Below are 16552 nucleotides of genomic sequence, written 5' to 3'. Positions count from 1 at the left end.
GATCTCGGCTTGCGCCGTCAGATAACGACGTTACCTAGCGTCGCAATACGGGTCGTGTCGATCCGGAGACCTTGAGGGAGGCGAAGGGCGAATGCGGGGACGGCTCGGACTGACGGGCATGCTGGCCGCGGCGATCGCCGGGCCCGCCGTCGGCGCGCCCGCGATCGACGTCGACCGCCAGGACCTGTCGTCGGCCCTTCGCCTGCTGGCCCGGCAGTCGGGCGCCGAGCTGCTGTTCGCCTCCAGCCTGACCGCGGGCAAGCGCTCGGGCCAGGCGCGCGGCCGGATGTCGGTCGAGGCGGCGCTCGACCGGCTGCTCGAAGACACGGGCCTGGTGGCGCGTCGCACGGCCGACGGCGTCTACGTCCTGGCCCCCGCCCCTTCGGCGACCGCCCCGCCGGCCTCCGACGCGGTCACCACCGTCCCGGAGATCCTGGTGCTGGGCCGGCGCGCCCTCAACGGCGACCTGCAAAGGCTGGAGAACGGCGTCCAGCCCTATGTCGTGCACACCGCCGACGAGATCGCCCTGTCCCAGGCCGGCGAGATCGGAAGCTTCCTGCGCGACCGGGTGCTGGCCGACGTCGCGGCCGTCTCGCCCGCCCAGGCTCGGCCCGGCGCGGCCCGCTCCGAACTCGACCTGCTGGGCCTTGGCCCAAGCCAGACCCTGGTGCTGGTCGACGGCCGCCGGCTGCCGCGCCTGCCGGGGCTGGACGGCTCGTTCTTCCGGCAGCCCGACATCAACGCCCTGCCTCTCAGCGCCATCGAGCGCATCGAGACCATCCCCGCCTCGGCCGGCGGCATCTACGGCCTCGGCGCGCTGGGCGGCGTGGTCAATATCGTGCTGAGGCGCGACCACGACGGCGGCGAGGTCACCGCGATCGGCGGCCTGTCCTCGCGCGGCGACGCCGGCCAGGGCCGGCTGGAGGCGCGCCTGGGCTTCTCGCCCGACGGCGGCCGCACCCAGGTCTCCGCCGGCTTCTCGGCCTCGACGCGCGAGCCGCTGCGGATCATCCAGCGCGACTTCACCACTCGCTATCGCGCCAAGTCGGACGCGCGCACGACCTATGAAGTGCTGTCGGCCGCCTCGGACGGCCGCAACGTCATGAGCTACACCGGCCAGCCGCTGGTCACCGACGCCGGCGTAAGCCTCGGCTCGAACGTCACTACCCTGCCCCTGCGCTATGCGGCCGGCGACTTCCAGCGCCTGGCGCTGCAAGGGGCCGGCGCCCTGTCGCGCGGCCTTGGCCCCGACGCCAGCAGCGGCGACGCCAGCCTGCTGAACGGCGCGCGCGCGACCGCCATCACCGCCAGCGTCCGCCGGGCGCTGTTCGGCGTGGAGACCTATCTCGACATCCTGCACCTGGAGAACGAGGGCGAGGGCCTGACCAGTCCCAACTCCCGCGCCTATTTCGTCAGCGCCGCCGCGCCGACCAACCCGTTCCAGCAGGATATCCTGGTCTCGGTGCCGTTCGCCTCCTACGACCAGAAGAACCAGGAGCGCACCCTCGCCCAGCGCCTGACCGCCGGGGCGATCATCGAGGCGCCGCTTGGATGGCGGGTGAACATCGACGCCTCGACCGGCGTCGGCCGGGTTCGGGTCAAGCAGCATCAGCGCCAGCCCCAGCCGGACCTGAACTACAGCTTCGTGTGGGGCGAGGAGGGCCTGAACCGGCCGGTGATCGACCCGTTCGGCGACTATGACGCCCTGCAGTCGGTGCTCGACCTCTATCGCAGCGACTCGGTCAAACGCATCCGGCAGTCCAACCGCTTCGCGAACCTCGCCCTGCGCGCCGCGGGCCCGGTGATCCAGCTGCCGGCGGGACCGGCCAACCTGACCATCGCGGCCGACCTGCGCGACGAGCGTATCGGCGACGTGGTCGAGACCACGACCCAGGGCGATCAGACCAGCTCGACCCACACCCTGATCGGGGCCCGCCAGAAGGTCGCCTCCCTGTACGCCGAGGCCAACGCGCCGATCTTCCGCCGCGACCGCGCCCCGCCGGGCCTTGCGGGCCTTGAGCTGCAAGCCTCAGTGCGGCTGGACGACAGCAAGGCCTGGGCGCCGGCCCTGGCCATGACCAGCGATCCGCCGCTGGTCCGTTCGCGCCACGAGGTCTGGACCTGGACCGCCGGCGCGCGGGTGTTTCCGGCCAGGGCCGTCATGCTGCGCTTCAGCGCCGCCACCGGAGCCCTGGCGCCGACGGCCAGCGAGCTGATCACCTCGCGCCTGACCATTCCCGGCATCTTCTACGCCGACCCCAGTCGGCCGGGCGACACCGTCGGCAGCGGCCGCCCCTTCGTCTACATGTTCGGCAGCTCGCCCGCCCTCAAGCCCGAGCGCGCCGAAAGCGTCTCGGTGGGCATGGTCGTCCAGCCGCCGGGATCGAACCTGCGGGCCTCGCTCGACTACACCCGCGTGCTCAAGCGCGACGGCTTCCACGGCCTGCACGGCGAGCTGTCGATGGGCTACCTGCTGGCCAATCCGCAGCTTGGCCGGGTGTCGCGCGCGCCGCTGACCGCCGCCGACATCGCTCGCGGCTACACGGTCGGGCGGGTGCTGGAGATCGACGGCCGGGCCATGAACAGCGCCAAGCTGGAAACCCAGCTGGTCAGCGGCGAGCTGCGCCACGGCTTCGCCGCGGCCGGCGGTCGGCTCGACCTGCGCGGCTCGGTGGTCTGGCAGCCCAGCTTCCGCCGCAAGCTCTTGCCCGGCGAGGCCTGGACAGCGCTGACAGGCGACTACCAGGCGCCGCTGGAATGGCGGGGCTACGGCGGCGCGACCTGGCGGCGGGGGAGCTGGACCCTGGCGGCCAGCGCCCAGTTCGACGGCGCCTTCCGCACCCCGACGGGCTATGGCGAGATCCGCACCGTGCCGGCCCAGGTCTATTTCGATCTCGCCGGAGCCTGGCGAACCGGCGCCAGCGAGGTCCGCCTGGGCGTGCGCAACCTGTTCGACAAGAGCCCCAGCATCTTCGAGAACGGCGTCGGCGACTACAACACCTATGCCGACCCGCGACGCCGCCGGTTCGAGCTGGCGCTCTCCCGCCGCTTCTGAAAGCCCCGAACGGCCCTCGTGCGGCGTTTGGCCCCAGGCTCGCAAACCGGCGTTTTGTTGCTCCGCCGCTACGCCCCGCCGCATATTTGCCGTCCGCGCCACCGAGCGGCCATTTTTCGGTTTGCTCCCGAGCCGCCATTTCGGCTTAATGACACCGGTAGCTATTTTAATGACACCGGTGGCGGATACCGCTACCAACAAGAACAGAGATCACGGGTCGGCCGCTCAAGAGCCTGCCCGTCGGGAAGAACTGGGAGGGAATATGTTGCAAGTCACTTCGCGGCGGAGCCGCGCCCGCGTGCTGTGCGATCGTGCGTCGCTCGGCGCCCTGACCGTCGCCGGCAGCCTGCTGCTCGCCGGAACCGCCTTCGCCCAAGACGCCGCCCCCGCCGCCCAGGCTGCGGGCCAGACCGAGGAAACCGCGGTCGAGGAAGTGGTCGTCACCGGCTACCGCGCCGCCCTGCAGAGCGCCCTCAGCCTCAAGCGCAGCTCGAACGTGATGGTCGACGCCATCAATGCCGAGGACATCGCCGACTTCCCCGACGCCAACCTCGCCGAGTCGCTGCAGCGCCTGCCGGGCGTGTCGGTCGACCGCGAGAATGGCGAAGGCCGCACCATCACCGTCCGCGGCCTGGGCAGCGACTTCACCCGCGTTCGCCTGAACGGCCTGGAAGCCCTGTCGACGGCCGGCCCGTCGATCGCCGGCGACGCCGCCAACCGCTCGCGCGGCTTCGACTTCAACACCTTCGCCTCGGAACTGTTCAGCGCCCTCAAGGTGCAGAAGACCGCCTCGGCCGAGACCGACGAGGGCTCGCTGGGCGCCACAGTCGACCTGGAGACCGGCAAGCCGCTGAACTTCAAGGATCGTCGCCTGGCCCTGTCGGTGCAGGACGCCTACTACAAGAACGGCGGCACCCACTCGCCGCGCTTCGCCGGCCTCGTCTCCGATCGCTGGGAAACCAACTGGGGCGACTTCGGCGCGCTGTTCTCGGTCGCCTACAACAAGCGCAACCAGATCATCGACAGCTACCAGCGCCAGGCCGGCCAGTCGGACTACACCTATCGCCAGTCGACCTTCCTGGCGACCAACTCGACCGCCACCTCGCCGCGCCGGCAGGGCTTCGCGACTCCGATCGGCACCTCGTGCAACGGCGGCGTGATCCCGGGGATCAACATCACCAACACGGCGATCTGCTCGATGCTGGTCGGCTCGAACGCGGCCGCCTACAACCTGATCAACAATCCCTCGAGCGCGGCGACCAACGCCACCAGCCTGACCGGCACCGGCTCGATCACCGCGCCCGGCCCGCTGACCCGCATTCCCGCCCTGGCCACGCTGAACCAGCAGGACCTGGAACAGGAACGCCTGGGCCTGACCGGCGCCCTGCAATGGCGCCCGACCAGCCGCACGACGATCTCGTACGACTGGGTCTATTCGGAGCTGCAGCAGTCGTCGATCAACTACCAGGTCCAGACCGTCGGCCTGAACCGCAACAACACCAACAACAGCACCGGCAACCCGTTCTACACGCTGAGCCCGACCACCACGCCCGCCCAGAAGCGGGCGTTCTACGCGTCGTGCACCGCGCAGGCCGCCAACGAAGTCCGCGACGCCATCGACTGCGGCCAGCAGCTGAACGGCGGCGGCCTGGTCGCCGGTACGACCAACAGCTACAACCCGTTCAACCTCGATCCGTACGACTACTACAACTCCCTCTCGTCGGTGGGTTACGTGCCGAGCGCGAACGGCACCGCGATGGTCGACAAGTTCATCGGCCGTCCCAGCGTGCGCCTGATCGATGCGGCCCTGTCCTCGACCGGGGCCAACGCCGACTATCTGAAGCTCGGCAATGTCGACCTGCGCTCGGCGGCCGACGCGGCGTTCTTCACGACCTACTTCCGTCAGTCGTCGCTGAAGCTGGACCATGAGTTCAGCGACAACTTCACGATGAGCGCCGTCTGGGGCAAGTCGTCGTCGAAGAACAAGACGCAAGGCCTGCTGGCCGACTTCATCCGCCTGGACTCGGGCCAGGGCGTGGCGGGCGACGACTACCTCGTCTACGACGCGCGCGGCGGCGGCGACATGCCGTTGCTGAACCTGGGCTTCGACGCGACCCAGGCCTCGGCCTGGGACTTCGTGAAGGGCTACTCGGCCCTGCGCCACTTCCAGCGCTTCACCAACAACGACTACGAGACCCTGCGCGTCGACTTCAAGTACGACCTGGACGACAACTACGCGATCCGGTTCGGCGTCAGCCAGCGCAAGTACGGCTTCGACACCGCCGAGTATCGCCGCCTGAGCGGCGAGACCCTGAACCCCAGCCTGAAGGAAGCCGGCTCCAACATCGCTTCGGTCAGCAAGGTCATCAACTGGGGCACCGGCCTGGATGTCCCTTCGGGCGGCACCACCGCGTTCCTGGCGCCCGACCTGCAGAAGATGGTCAGCCTGTTCGACTTCGACTGCAACTGCGTCAACAAGTGGGGCGACTGGCGCCTGTCGTACCTCAGCAGCGCCGCCAACCGCTACTCGGTCGAGGAGAAGGACACCGGCGCCTTCGTCCAGTTCGACTACAACACCGAGCTGTTCGGTCGCGAACTGCGTGGCAACGTCGGCACCCGCTACGCCATCACCGAGCTGGACTCCTCGGGCCTGACCAACGGCTCGCGTCCGATCTCGGGCGAGAACAAGTACACCGACGTCCTGCCGTCCCTGAACGCCGCCTACGAGGTGGCCGACAACATGTACGTCCGCTTCGGCGCGGCCAAGGTCATGGCCCGCCCGATGCTGGGCAACCTGTCGCCCTCCGTGACGGCGATCAGCGTGCCGACCGCGGCGGGCGCCACCGTCGGCGGCTCGATGACCGTCGGCAACCCGAAGCTCGATCCGTTCCGGGCGGTCAACTACGACCTGAGCTTCGAGTGGTACTTCACCTCGGGCGCGCTGGTGTCGGTGGCGATCTTCGACAAGAAGATCAACAACTTCCCTCAAACGCTGATCAACAACGCCCCGCTGAGCCAGATCCTCGACGCCGACGGCATCGCCGCCCTGCGGGCCGCCCAGACCAACGTCAACGCCCTGGCCTATATCGACCAGGACAACACCTTCGACATCCGCCAGTTCGGCAATGCGCCGGGCGGCTACATCCGCGGCATCGAGTTCAACTACCAGCAGAACCTGACCTTCCTGCCCTGGTACTTCAAGAACCTGGGCGTCCAGTTCAACGCCACTCACCTGGAGTCGGAACTGGAGTACATCGTCACCCCGGCCAACACCCGCACCGGCGCGGCGGCGATCACCGCCAAGGCCCCGTTCACCGGCGCCTCGCCGGACGCCTTCAACTTCACGGTCTTCTATGAAGTCGAGAAGTTCTCGGCCCGCCTGTCGTCGTCCTACCGCAAGGGCTACAGCCAGACCTATCCGGTCGCCGCCGGCACCTGCGACCCGGGCTACTGCGACAGCCCGCTGGTCAACGACTTCGCGGGCAGCAAGAAGACCTTCAACCTCGACGGTTCGGCCACCTACAAGCTGACCAAGAACATCACCCTGTCGCTCGAAGCCCTGAACCTGACCGACCAGAAGGAAGAGCGCTGGGCCTACCAGGACGATCCGGTCGTGTCGCGCTACGCCGCCACCGGCCGCTCGATCTTCATGGGCGCGCGCTTCGTCTACTGACGCCGATCGCGCCTTTCTCCCCGGAACGACTGGCGGCGCGGACTTAGGTCCGCGCCGCTTTTTCTTTGTTATGCGAGGAAGGGCGGACTTAGGTCCGCGCCGCTTTTTCTTTGTTAAGCAAAGAGGGGCGGACTTTCGTCCGCGCCGCCTTTTCTTTGCCAAGGCGAGGATTGGCGAAGAACCGGAAGCCCTTGAGCAGGATCTTGACCGCTTCCCAGTGAATGGCCGCCAGCACGCCGGCGACCTGCCAGGGATGGCTCAGCGCCGCGCGCAGCAGCGCCCCGTCGCTCAAGGGCTCGCGCCGCCCCGAAAAGCCGGCCGACAGGACCCGCCCGGCGTCGTCATGCACGTCGATCCCCACCCGCACGCCCTCGCCCGGCGGCGCGACCTGGAAGGCGTAGCGCAGGTCCATCGGCAGGAACGGCGAGACGTAGAAGGTCTTGTCGCAGCCTTGCACCACCAGCCCGTCGTCGCGCGCCGTCGCCGGCAGCACGTAGTCGTGGCGCTCGCCGAAGGTGTTGCTGACCGCATAGACCACCGCGGCCAGGCGCTCGTCGCGGTCATGGCAGAAATAGACCGTCAGCGGGTTGAAGCCGTGGCCCAGCACGCGCGGCATGCACAGGGCCAGGATGGGGCCGCCCGGCGCGTCCAGCCCGCGCGCCGCCAGCAGCGCCTCGACCTGCGGCTTGACCGGCGCGGACAGGCGGCCGGCATGATCGCGGTCGTGATAGCTCAGCAGGTTCAGCGCGTTGTGCGAGAACAGCCGCAGGGCCCGTCCCGCCGTGTCCAGCTCGTCCAGATCGAGCAGCAGCATGAACACCCGGTAGCGCAGGCGATGGCGCCGGGGCCGGCCGCGCTCGTGGACCACGACGCCGCGATAGAGGGCCGAGCGCAGGCTCACGCGACCAGCTCCGCGTCGCGCTCTTCAGCGGGCGCGTCGAGAAAGATCCGGCCGGACGGGTTCGGGGTCAGCCAGGGCCGGCGCACGCCGCCCAGTTGCTCGGCCACCGCCAGGCCCGCCTGCAGGCCGTCCTCGTGGAAGCCCGAGCCGAAATAGGCGCCGGCGAACCAGGTGCGGCGCACGCCCTGCAGCGACCAGAGCCGGGCCTGCGCCGCCATGGCCGGGCCGTCGAACAGCGGGTGCTCGTAGATCTGGTCGTGCAGCACCGCCCCCGGCGCGCGGTCGGGATTGAGCGACAGGAAGCAGGGAGCGGCCTCGCCCAGCGGCTGCAGGCGGTTCATCCAGTAGGTCACGCCGCCCTCGCCCCGCACGCCCCGGCGGCCGACATGGTTCCAGCTGGCCCAGGCGGCGGGCCGGCGCGGCATCAGGCCGGCGTCGCGGTGCAGCACCGCGCGGTTGCGGCTGTAGCGGAAGGCGCCCAGCAGCGCCACCTCCTTCGGGGTCGGCTGGGCCAACATGGCCAGGGCCTGGTCGGCATGGGCCGCGATCACCACCTGGTCGAAGCTCCGCGCCTGCCCCGTCCCGTCCTCGACCACCACGTGGTCGGGGTGCCGCGTGATCCGCCGCACCGGCCGCGACAGCAGGATCTCGCCGTCGAGATCGGCCGCCAGGGCGGCGACGTAGCGGGCGCTGCCGCCGACCACGGTCCGCCAGATCGGCCGCTTGTCGATCGGCAGCATCAGGCCGTGATTGTCGAAGAAGCGCAGGAAGGCGCCGGCTGGAAACTCACGGATGTCGCGCAGCGAGGCCGACCAGATCGCCGCCGCCTGCGGCAGCAGGTGATCCTCCTGAAAGGCCCGACCAAAGCCCTGCGCGTCCAGATAATCGGCCAGCCGGCAGAAGCCGCCATCGGCCTCCAGGGTCCGGGCGTCGCGCGTTCCGGCCCGATAGAAGCGCATGACGTCGATCAGCATCCCCAGGAACCGCGGGTTCACCAGGTTGCGCTTCTGGGCCAGGAGCCTGTTGGAGGAGTATTCCAGGGCCCCGTCGTCCAGCGACACCCCGAACGACATGTCGCTGGCGGCGGTCTCGACGCCCAGGTGACGGAACAGCGCCGTAAGGTTGGGATAGTTCGGCTCGTTGTAGACGATGAAGCCGGTGTCCACCGCCATGCCGCCGGCCTGCACCGTGTGGGCGTGGCCGCCCAGGCGATCGTCGGCCTCGTACAGCACAACCTCGTGGCGCCGGGACAGCAGCCAGGCCGCCGACAGGCCGGAGATTCCGGAACCGACCACGGCGATGCGCTGGCGCGGGCTTGGGCTGGAGGTCGGCAAGGCTTGTGCTCCTGTCGGCGAGGCTTCGCCTGGAGCTACGGAGCGCGACCGGATCCGGACGCATGCATCCGAAAGACAATGTTCCGCGTAGCTCCCCTCGAAGACCGCCAGGCGACGTACGGGCGGCCGCCAGGGACGGAGGACCGATGACCGATGTGACGAACCTGCCCGATGCGGCGCTCGATCAGGATCGCGGCCGCGGCGGCGGCGGGCCCGTCCAGGCCCTGGTGCGGCTGGCCCAGGACGCCCCGGTTCCGGATTTCGTCTCGCGGTTCGCCATCGACCAGCTGGTGTCCGGGGCCCGGCGCTCGCTGGAGCACGCGCCGCCCGACGCCGCCGTCCAATTCGCCCAGGCCATGGCCGACCGCCCGATCGCCACCCACACCGCCGACGCCAACGCCCAGCACTACGAACTGCCGGCGGCCTTCTTCGAGACGGTGCTGGGCCCGCACCTGAAGTACTCCAGCGGCCTTTATCCACCGGGGGCGCTGACCCTGGCCGACGGCGAGATCGCCGCCCTGCGCGAGACCGAAAGCCACGCCGACCTGCGCGACGGCCAGGCCGTGCTGGAACTCGGCTGCGGCTGGGGGTCGCTGTCGCTGTGGATGGCCGAACGCTTTCCCGCCTCGACGATCACGGCGGTGTCGAACTCGGCCTCGCAGCGGACCTTCATCCAGGCCCGCGCCGCCGAGCGCGGCCTTGGCAACCTGACCGTCGTAACCGCCGACATGAACGTCTTCGACACCGACCGCCGCTTCGACCGCGTGGTCTCGGTCGAGATGTTCGAGCACATGAGCAACTGGCGGGCCCTGCTGGCCAAAGTACGGACCTGGCTGAAGCCCGACGGCCTGCTGTTCCTGCACGTCTTCTCCCACGCCACGACGCCCTATCGCTTCGAGACCGAAGACCCGGACGACTGGATCGCCCGCCACTTCTTCAGCGGCGGGATCATGCCCAGCCACGACCTGGCCTGGCAGTTCCCGGACCTGTTCGAGGTGGCCATGGACTGGCGCTGGAGCGGCGCGCACTACGCCCGCACCGCCCTGCAATGGCTGGAGCGGTTCGACGCCGCGCGCGAGGTGATCGATCCGCTGCTGGCCGAGGTCTATGGCGCCGACGCGCGGATCTGGCGGCGGCGCTGGCGGCTGTTCTTCCTGGCCACCGCCGGACTGTTCGGCCATCGCGGCGGATCCGAGTGGGGCGTCAGCCACTACCGCCTGCGGCCCGTCGCTTGAAGGAGACCCCGGAAATGCTGCGTTACGTCTTGGGCTACCTGGCGACCGCCGTCGTCTTCCTGGCGCTGGACGCCGTCTGGCTGACCCAGATGGCCGACCGCCTCTATCGGCCGCGCATCGGCGCCCTGATGGCCGACACGCCCAGCCTGCCGCCGGCCGTGGCCTTCTACCTGATCTATATCGGCGCGGTGACCTGGTTCGCGCTAGCTCCGGCCCTGCGCCCCGACGGCGGCTGGCCGCGCCTGCTGATCAACGCCGCGCTGTTCGGCCTGGCCGCCTACGCCACATACGACCTGACCAACCAGGCGACGCTGAAGACCTGGTCGACCGCCGTCACCCTGGCCGACATGGCCTGGGGCGCGTTCGTCACCACCGCGGCGGCCAGCGCCGGCTATTTCGTCGCCAGTCGGTTCGGCGCGCGGTAGGCCGTTGCCAGCCTTGGAGGAGCATGCGAGCGTCCCCGCCAGGCATCATGCCGGAGGGGACGTCGCTTGGACGCTGACAGCAGCCGCGCCTTGCTTTCGCGGGCCATCGCCCGCGTCGCCAACCGCGACCAGGACGCCCTCAAATACGTCTATCGACACACCTCCGCGAAGCTATTGGGCGTCGCCTTGCGTATCTTGAATGATCGCGAGGAGGCCGAGGACGTGTTGCAGGACGTCTATCTGACGGTGTGGAACAAGGCCGACCGGTTCGACCCGGAGAAGGCCAGCCCGATCACCTGGCTGGTCAGCCTGGCCCGCAACCGCGCCATCGACCGGCTGCGCTCGCGCGGGACGCGGGTGATGACCGGCGTCGAGGAAGCCGAGGCCCTGCCCGACGCCGCGCCGCTGGCGTCGGCCCGGATCGAGGCCGACGAGGATCGCCAGCGCCTCGACGGCTGCCTCGACCAGCTCGATCCCAAGCATTCCGGCGCCGTGCGCAAGGCCTTCTTCGAGGGCCTGACCTACGACGCCCTGGCCCAGGCGGTCGGCGTGCCGCTGGGCACCATGAAAAGCTGGATCCGGCGCAGCCTGATCAGCCTGCGGGCCTGTCTCGAAGCATGACCGACGCGACCGACATTCCGCCGGAAGGTGAAGAACGCCCCCTGGCCGGCGAGTACGTGCTGGGCGTGCTGGACGCGACCGAGCGCGCGGAAGCAGAGCGTCGCCTGGCCGCCGACCCGGCCTTCGCCCGCTCCGTGGCCTGGTGGGAGGAGCGCCTGACGCCGCTGGCCGCCGACATCGCCGCCGCGCAACCGTCCGAGGGCCTGTGGCCGCGCATCCAGGCCATGGTCGCCGAGCCGCTGAAGCCTTCGGCCTGGAGCAACATCGCCCTGTGGCGCGGCCTCACCGCCGGCGCCATGGCCCTGGCGGCCGCCTGCGTGGTCATCGCCATCCTGCCGCGCCCGGCCCTGCCCCCGGCCAGGCCGCAGGCGGCCGAGGTGGCGCTGATCGCCGACCCGGCCACCAACAAGCCGATGATCATCGCCACCCTCGACCACGGCATGGACCAGGTGATGCTGACGCCGATGGGCATGAAGATGCCGGAAGGGCGCGACGCCGAACTCTGGATCATCCCCGAGGGCCAGAAGGCCATCTCGCTGGGCGTGATCCCGATGGACAAGCCGATGCGCATTCCGATGCCGCCGGACCTGCGCGGCGAGGGAACCTACACCGCCCTGCTGGCCGTCACCGACGAGCCGATCGGCGGCTCGCCCACGGGCGTGGCCACCGGCTCGGTGCGCGCGGCGGGCAAGTTCGCCAAGGCCTGAACGGCGTTTTTCGGGGAGCCATGAGGGCCCGGGCGCGTTGGCCCCGGTCATGAAGGATCTTCCCGCCTGGCTGCCTGACTGGCTGAACGACTCCGTGTGGCTGATCGCCTGGGCCCCGCCCTGGATCATCAGCCTGGCCCTGATCGTCGCCGCCATCGCCCTGGCCCTGGCCGTCCACGCCGTCGCCGTGCGGATCGTCCGCCACGGCTTCGCCAAGCGCGACGCCTTCTGGCAGGCGATGATCGCCCGCACCCGCCGTCCTACCCGCATGGCCTTCATCGTCGCCGCTCTTGGCGCGGCCGTCTCGATCGCGCCGCTCGACGTCGCCCAGGCCGCCACCGCCAAGCACCTGCTGCTGGTGATGTTCATCATCCTGCTGGGCTGGATGGCCATGACCGCGCTCGACATCGGGGCGGCGCTCTACATGCGCGGCTTCAAGGTCGACGTCGAAGACAACCTGCTGGCCCGCAAGCACATCACCCAGATCCGCATCCTGCGCCGGGCGATGGCCATACTGATCGGCATCTTCACCCTGGCCCTGGCGCTGATGACCATTCCCGGCGTGCGCCAATGGGGCGTCAGCCTGCTGGCCGCCGGCGGCGCGGCCTCGCTGATCGTGGGCCTGGCGCTGCAACCGCTGCTGACCAACCTGATCGCCGGCATCCAGATCGCCGTCACCCAGCCGATCCGCATCGACGACGCCGTCATCGTCGAGAAGGAGTGGGGCAATATCGAGGAGATCAACGCCACCTACGTGGTGGTGCGCCTGTGGGACTGGCGGCGGATGGTGCTGCCGCTCAGCTACTTCATCCAGACCCCGTTCCAGAACTGGACCCGCGAGAGCGCGGCCCTGATCGGCACGGCCATGCTGTATGTCGACCCGTCCGCGCCCGTCGACCGCCTGCGCGAGAAGCTGGAGGAGATCGCCAAGGCCTCGCCCCGCTGGGACGGCAAGGTGGTCAACCTGGCCGTCACCGACATCACGCCCGAGGTCATGGAGGTGCGCTGCCTGGTCAGCGCCCGCAACGCCCCCACCACCTTCGACCTGCGCTGCGAGGTGCGCGAGAAGATGATGGCCTTCCTGCGCGAGGAACTGCCCGACGCCTTCCCGAAGAAGCGCCTGGCGCTGGCGGCGGAGGGCGGCGCCTAGGCGGCCGCCCGCAGGGTCCGGGCGAGGCGCAGCGAGTCTCCGCGGGTCGACAGCCAGATCAGCGCCTCGACGGCGATGCAGATGGTTGCATCCAGCAACGCGGTCAGCCCATTCGGCGCCCCACGCTCCTTCTCGGCGTAGCGCAGATGCCCGAGCTCCTGCTGCTGGATGTCGTGGATCGTCGCGGCCATCTCGGCGTCGCGCTCGCCCAGCCAGGCCAGCTGGTCGTCGAGATGCCGATGCACCGTACGCTCCACCGCCTCGGTGCAGACCAGGATCGCCTTGCGGCCGAGGACGCCCGTCACCCCGCCGAGCGCCACACCGCCGACCGACCAGATCCACATCAAGCGGCAGGGTTTGGCCGCGCGCGTCGGCATCAGGGCCCGGAAGCGTTCCAGGTGCTCGCGCTCGTGGGCGAGAGTCCGCGTCAGGAACGGCAGCAGGTCAGGCGCGCGCAGTCGGGCCAGCGCGATCTGGGCCCGATAGATCCGGATCGCCCCATGCTCGCCGCCGTGGTTCACGCGCAGGATGCGAGCTTCGACGGTGCGGTTCTTCGGGGTCGACATGAGCGCAACATGCAACCTGCACAGCGACAGGACAAGGACAGGCCAAGCCGGCGCTCGACGCCGCCAAAGTAAGTGATTTATGACTTACAAGCAGGCGCCCGCGGATGCGGTTGGCGCTTGCGCGGGCAATCGGCGGAGACTTCGCCGTCGAGGCGCTTGCCGGGGAAGACCGGCGGGCGCAGCCTGCTATCGGGTGGGGCGACGAAACGGCGGGGAGCGGAGTGACTCAAGCGTTCGAGATCGGCGTCAGGGCCAAGGCCCGCTGCGACCTGATGGGCGCGGCGCCGTTCAGCGAGGCCGACGACATGCTGGTGCGCCGGTTCCTGACCCCCGCCCACAAGGCCGCCCTCGACACCCTGAAGTTCTGGATGGAGGAGGCCGGCATGGCCGTCCGCCTCGATCCGGCCGGCAATCTGGTCGGCCGCTACGAGGGCGAGGCGCCCGGCGCCCCGGCCCTCTTGATCGGCTCGCACATCGACAGCGTGCGCAACGGCGGGCGCTATGACGGCGCCCTGGGCGTGATGCTGGCCGTCGACCTGATCGAGACCTTCCATCGCCAGGGCCGCCGCCTGCCCTTCGCGCTGGAGGCCATCGCCTTCGGCGACGAGGAAGGCTCGCGCTTCCCCGCCTCGATGGCGTGCAGCCGCGCCGTCGCCGGCACGGTCGATCCCCAGGTGATGGAGATGACCGACGCGGAGGGTACGAGCCTTGCCGAGGCCTTCGCCGCCTTCGGCCTGGATCCCACCCGCCTCGTCGAGGCCGCCCGCAAGCCCGGCGAGGTCTTCGCCTTCCTCGAAGCCCATATCGAGCAGGGTCCGGTGCTTGAGGCCGAGGGCCTGGCCCTGGGCGTCGTCACCGCCATCGCCGCCCAGAAGCGCATACTCGTCCGCTTCAAGGGCCAGGCCGGCCACGCCGGCACCACGCCCATGGGTCTGCGCAAGGACCCCGGTCCCGCCGCCGCCGAGGCGGTTCTGGCCCTCGAACACATCTGCCGCGAAGGTCCGCTGGGCGGAATCGACGGCCTGGTCGGCACGGTCGGTCGCATGACCGCCCTGCCCGGCGCCTTCAACGTCATTCCCGGCGCCGTCGAGTTCTCGATGGACATCCGCGCCGAGACCTCGGCCACCCGCGACGCCGCCGTCGCCGCGATCACGGCGGAGATCGAGGCCATCGCCGAGCGGCGCGGCCTGAAGGTCAGCGTCACCCTGATGCAGCAGCTGGCCGAGAGCCCCTGCGATACGGGCCTGGCCGACCTGCTGGCGGCCGCCGTCGGCGACTTGGACGATTTGGGGGCGCAACCCGCCCGCCGCCTGCCCAGCGGCGCCGGCCACGACGCCATGGTCATCGCCGACCTCTGCCCCACCGCCATGCTGTTCATCCGCTGCGAGGGCGGGATCAGCCACAACCCCGCCGAAGCCGTCACCGACGCCGACTGCGCCCTGGCCGCCCAGGCCATGGTCGGGTTCGTGGAAAAACTCTCGACTGAATTCTCATCGTCATCCCGGCCGGATCGCCCCTGCGGGGCGCCCGGGATGACGACTTGATGGATAGGCGTATGGACACCTTCAAAGAACTCGACCACCCCGCCCGCCTGCTGATGGGTCCCGGTCCCATCAACGTGCACCCGCGCGTGCTGCGGGCGATGTCGGTGCAGCTGCTGGGCCAGTTCGACCCCGAGTTCACCGGCTACATGAACGAGGTCATGGCGCTGTATCGTGGCGTCTTCCAGACCACGAACCGCTGGACCTTCGTGGTCGACGGCACCTCGCGCGCAGGCATTGAGGCGGCGCTGGTCTCGACCCTGCAACCGGGCGACGACGTGGTGGTGGTCAACGCCGGGCGCTTTGGCCTGCTGCTGGCCGAGATCGCCGAGCGCTGCGATGCGCAGGTCACCTTCGTCGAGGGCGAGTGGGGCCAGGTCGTCGATCCGCAGGCGGTCGAGGATGCGGTGGCCCGCGTGAAGCCGCGCCTGGTGGCCTGCGTGCACGGCGACACCTCGACCACCATCGCCCAGCCGATCGAGGCGATCGGCGAGATCTGCCAGCGGCACGGGGCGCTGCTCTATGTCGACGCCACCGCCACGCTGGGCGGCATGAGCGTTCCGGTCGACGCCTGGAAGGCCGACATCGTCACCGCCGGCCTGCAGAAGTGCATGGGCGGTCCGTCCGGCTCGGCCCCGATCACCATCAGCGACAAGGCCGCCGACCACATCTTCTCCCGCCGCCATGTGGAGAAGGGCCTGGCCACGCCCGGCAGCGCGGGGAACGGCCGGCGCATCGCCTCCAACTATTTCGACCTGGCCATGATCATGGACTACTGGTCGGACAAGCGGCTGAACCACCACACCGAGGCGGCCAGCATGCTGTTCGCCGCCCGCGAATGCGCCCGCATCGTGCTGGAGGAAGGGCTGGAGGCCCGCTTCGCCCGCCACAAGCAGGCCGGCGCGGCCATGACCGCCGGCGTCGAGGCCCTGGGCCTGCAAGTCTACGGCGACCAGGCCCACAAGATGACCAACGTCACCGGCGTGATCGCCCCGGCCGGCGTCGACTACGACCGGGTGAAGGCCCGCATGCGCACCGAGTTCGAGATCGAGATCGGCGCGGCCTTCGGCCCTCTCGCCGGCAAGATCTGGCGCATCGGGACCATGGGCGTGAACGCCCGCAAGCACGCGGTGCTGCAAACCCTGGCGGCGCTGGAGGCGGTGCTGCGCTGGGAGGGTTTCGTGGCGCCGGCCGGGGCGGGCGTGGACGCGGCGCTGGGGGTGTTCGCATGATGGTGACGGCGCTCAAGATCCTCCCCCTGAAGGGGGAGGTGTCGCCGAAGGCGACGGAGGGGGAAGTCCGGCAGGCGTGGGAAACAACTCCCCTCTCCGACCGCTTCGCGGC

Annotated in this window: 12 protein-coding genes; 9 read left to right on the top strand and 3 right to left on the bottom strand. The window is 69.9% G+C overall.

Annotated features, from left to right (window positions below; genetic code table 11):
- Window positions 1-91: 91 nt before the first annotated feature.
- Window positions 92-3055 (top strand): TonB-dependent receptor, encoded by a 2964-nt coding sequence (locus DDF62_RS18360; protein ID WP_116490437.1) that lies wholly within the window; start codon window positions 92-94, stop codon window positions 3053-3055.
- Window positions 3056-3317: 262 nt separating this feature from the next.
- Window positions 3318-6728: a TonB-dependent receptor gene (locus DDF62_RS18355; protein ID WP_116490436.1), complete on the top strand. Its 3411-nt coding sequence runs from the start codon at window positions 3318-3320 to the stop codon at window positions 6726-6728.
- A gap of 88 nt (window positions 6729-6816) precedes the next feature.
- Here DDF62_RS18355 and DDF62_RS18350 read toward each other — a convergent pair whose 3' ends face one another.
- Together DDF62_RS18350 and DDF62_RS18345 are read right to left on the bottom strand one after the other, a co-directional pair.
- Entirely contained in the window at window positions 6817-7629 is an 813-nt protein-coding gene (locus tag DDF62_RS18350; RefSeq protein ID WP_116490435.1) for a DUF1365 domain-containing protein, read from the bottom strand.
- Window positions 7626-8963 carry an NAD(P)/FAD-dependent oxidoreductase gene (locus DDF62_RS18345; protein WP_116490434.1) on the bottom strand — a complete coding sequence of 446 codons (1338 nt, stop codon included), beginning with the start codon at window positions 8961-8963 and terminating at the stop codon, window positions 7626-7628. The genes DDF62_RS18350 and DDF62_RS18345 overlap by 4 nt, the downstream gene beginning before the upstream one ends.
- A 146-nt stretch (window positions 8964-9109) precedes the next feature.
- On the opposite strand from DDF62_RS18345, the gene DDF62_RS18340 reads away from it, so the two are divergent.
- The 5 genes from DDF62_RS18340 to DDF62_RS18320 all read left to right on the top strand — a co-directional run bounded on the left by DDF62_RS18340 (window position 9110) and on the right by DDF62_RS18320 (window position 13101).
- Complete coding sequence (locus tag DDF62_RS18340) at window positions 9110-10198, top strand: SAM-dependent methyltransferase (protein ID WP_116490433.1); 1089 nt, start codon at window positions 9110-9112, stop codon at window positions 10196-10198.
- A 14-nt stretch (window positions 10199-10212) separates the two neighbouring features.
- Complete coding sequence (locus DDF62_RS18335) at window positions 10213-10623, top strand: DUF2177 family protein (RefSeq protein ID WP_116490432.1); 411 nt, start codon at window positions 10213-10215, stop codon at window positions 10621-10623.
- Window positions 10624-10689: 66 nt separating this feature from the next.
- The gene (locus DDF62_RS18330) at window positions 10690-11244 is read left to right on the top strand and encodes a sigma-70 family RNA polymerase sigma factor (RefSeq protein WP_116490431.1); all 555 of its coding nucleotides are present in this window, start codon (window positions 10690-10692) and stop codon (window positions 11242-11244) included.
- Entirely contained in the window at window positions 11241-11951 is a 711-nt protein-coding gene (locus tag DDF62_RS18325) for an anti-sigma factor (protein ID WP_116490430.1), read from the top strand. Before DDF62_RS18330 ends, DDF62_RS18325 begins: the two co-directional genes overlap by 4 nt.
- A gap of 49 nt (window positions 11952-12000) precedes the next feature.
- The gene (locus DDF62_RS18320; RefSeq protein WP_116490429.1) at window positions 12001-13101 is read left to right on the top strand and encodes a mechanosensitive ion channel family protein; all 1101 of its coding nucleotides are present in this window, start codon (window positions 12001-12003) and stop codon (window positions 13099-13101) included.
- Here the strand turns inward: DDF62_RS18320 and DDF62_RS18315 are convergent.
- Window positions 13098-13667: a demethoxyubiquinone hydroxylase family protein gene (locus DDF62_RS18315; RefSeq protein WP_101720199.1), complete on the bottom strand. Its 570-nt coding sequence runs from the start codon at window positions 13665-13667 to the stop codon at window positions 13098-13100. The two genes, DDF62_RS18320 and DDF62_RS18315, sit on opposite strands and share 4 nt — an antisense overlap.
- A 272-nt stretch (window positions 13668-13939) precedes the next feature.
- Here DDF62_RS18315 and DDF62_RS18310 point away from each other — a divergent pair, with 272 nt between their 5' ends.
- Together DDF62_RS18310 and DDF62_RS18305 are read left to right on the top strand one after the other, a co-directional pair.
- Complete coding sequence (locus DDF62_RS18310) at window positions 13940-15211, top strand: allantoate amidohydrolase (protein WP_244286874.1); 1272 nt, start codon at window positions 13940-13942, stop codon at window positions 15209-15211.
- The gene (locus DDF62_RS18305; RefSeq protein ID WP_165832295.1) at window positions 15211-16440 is read left to right on the top strand and encodes a pyridoxal-phosphate-dependent aminotransferase family protein; all 1230 of its coding nucleotides are present in this window, start codon (window positions 15211-15213) and stop codon (window positions 16438-16440) included. Before DDF62_RS18310 ends, DDF62_RS18305 begins: the two co-directional genes overlap by 1 nt.
- The last annotated feature ends 112 nt before the right edge of the window (window positions 16441-16552 follow it).

This window comes from Caulobacter radicis, assembly GCF_003094615.1.
Taxonomy (GTDB): domain Bacteria; phylum Pseudomonadota; class Alphaproteobacteria; order Caulobacterales; family Caulobacteraceae; genus Caulobacter; species Caulobacter radicis.
This window is presented reverse-complemented; position numbering and strand designations above follow the sequence as displayed.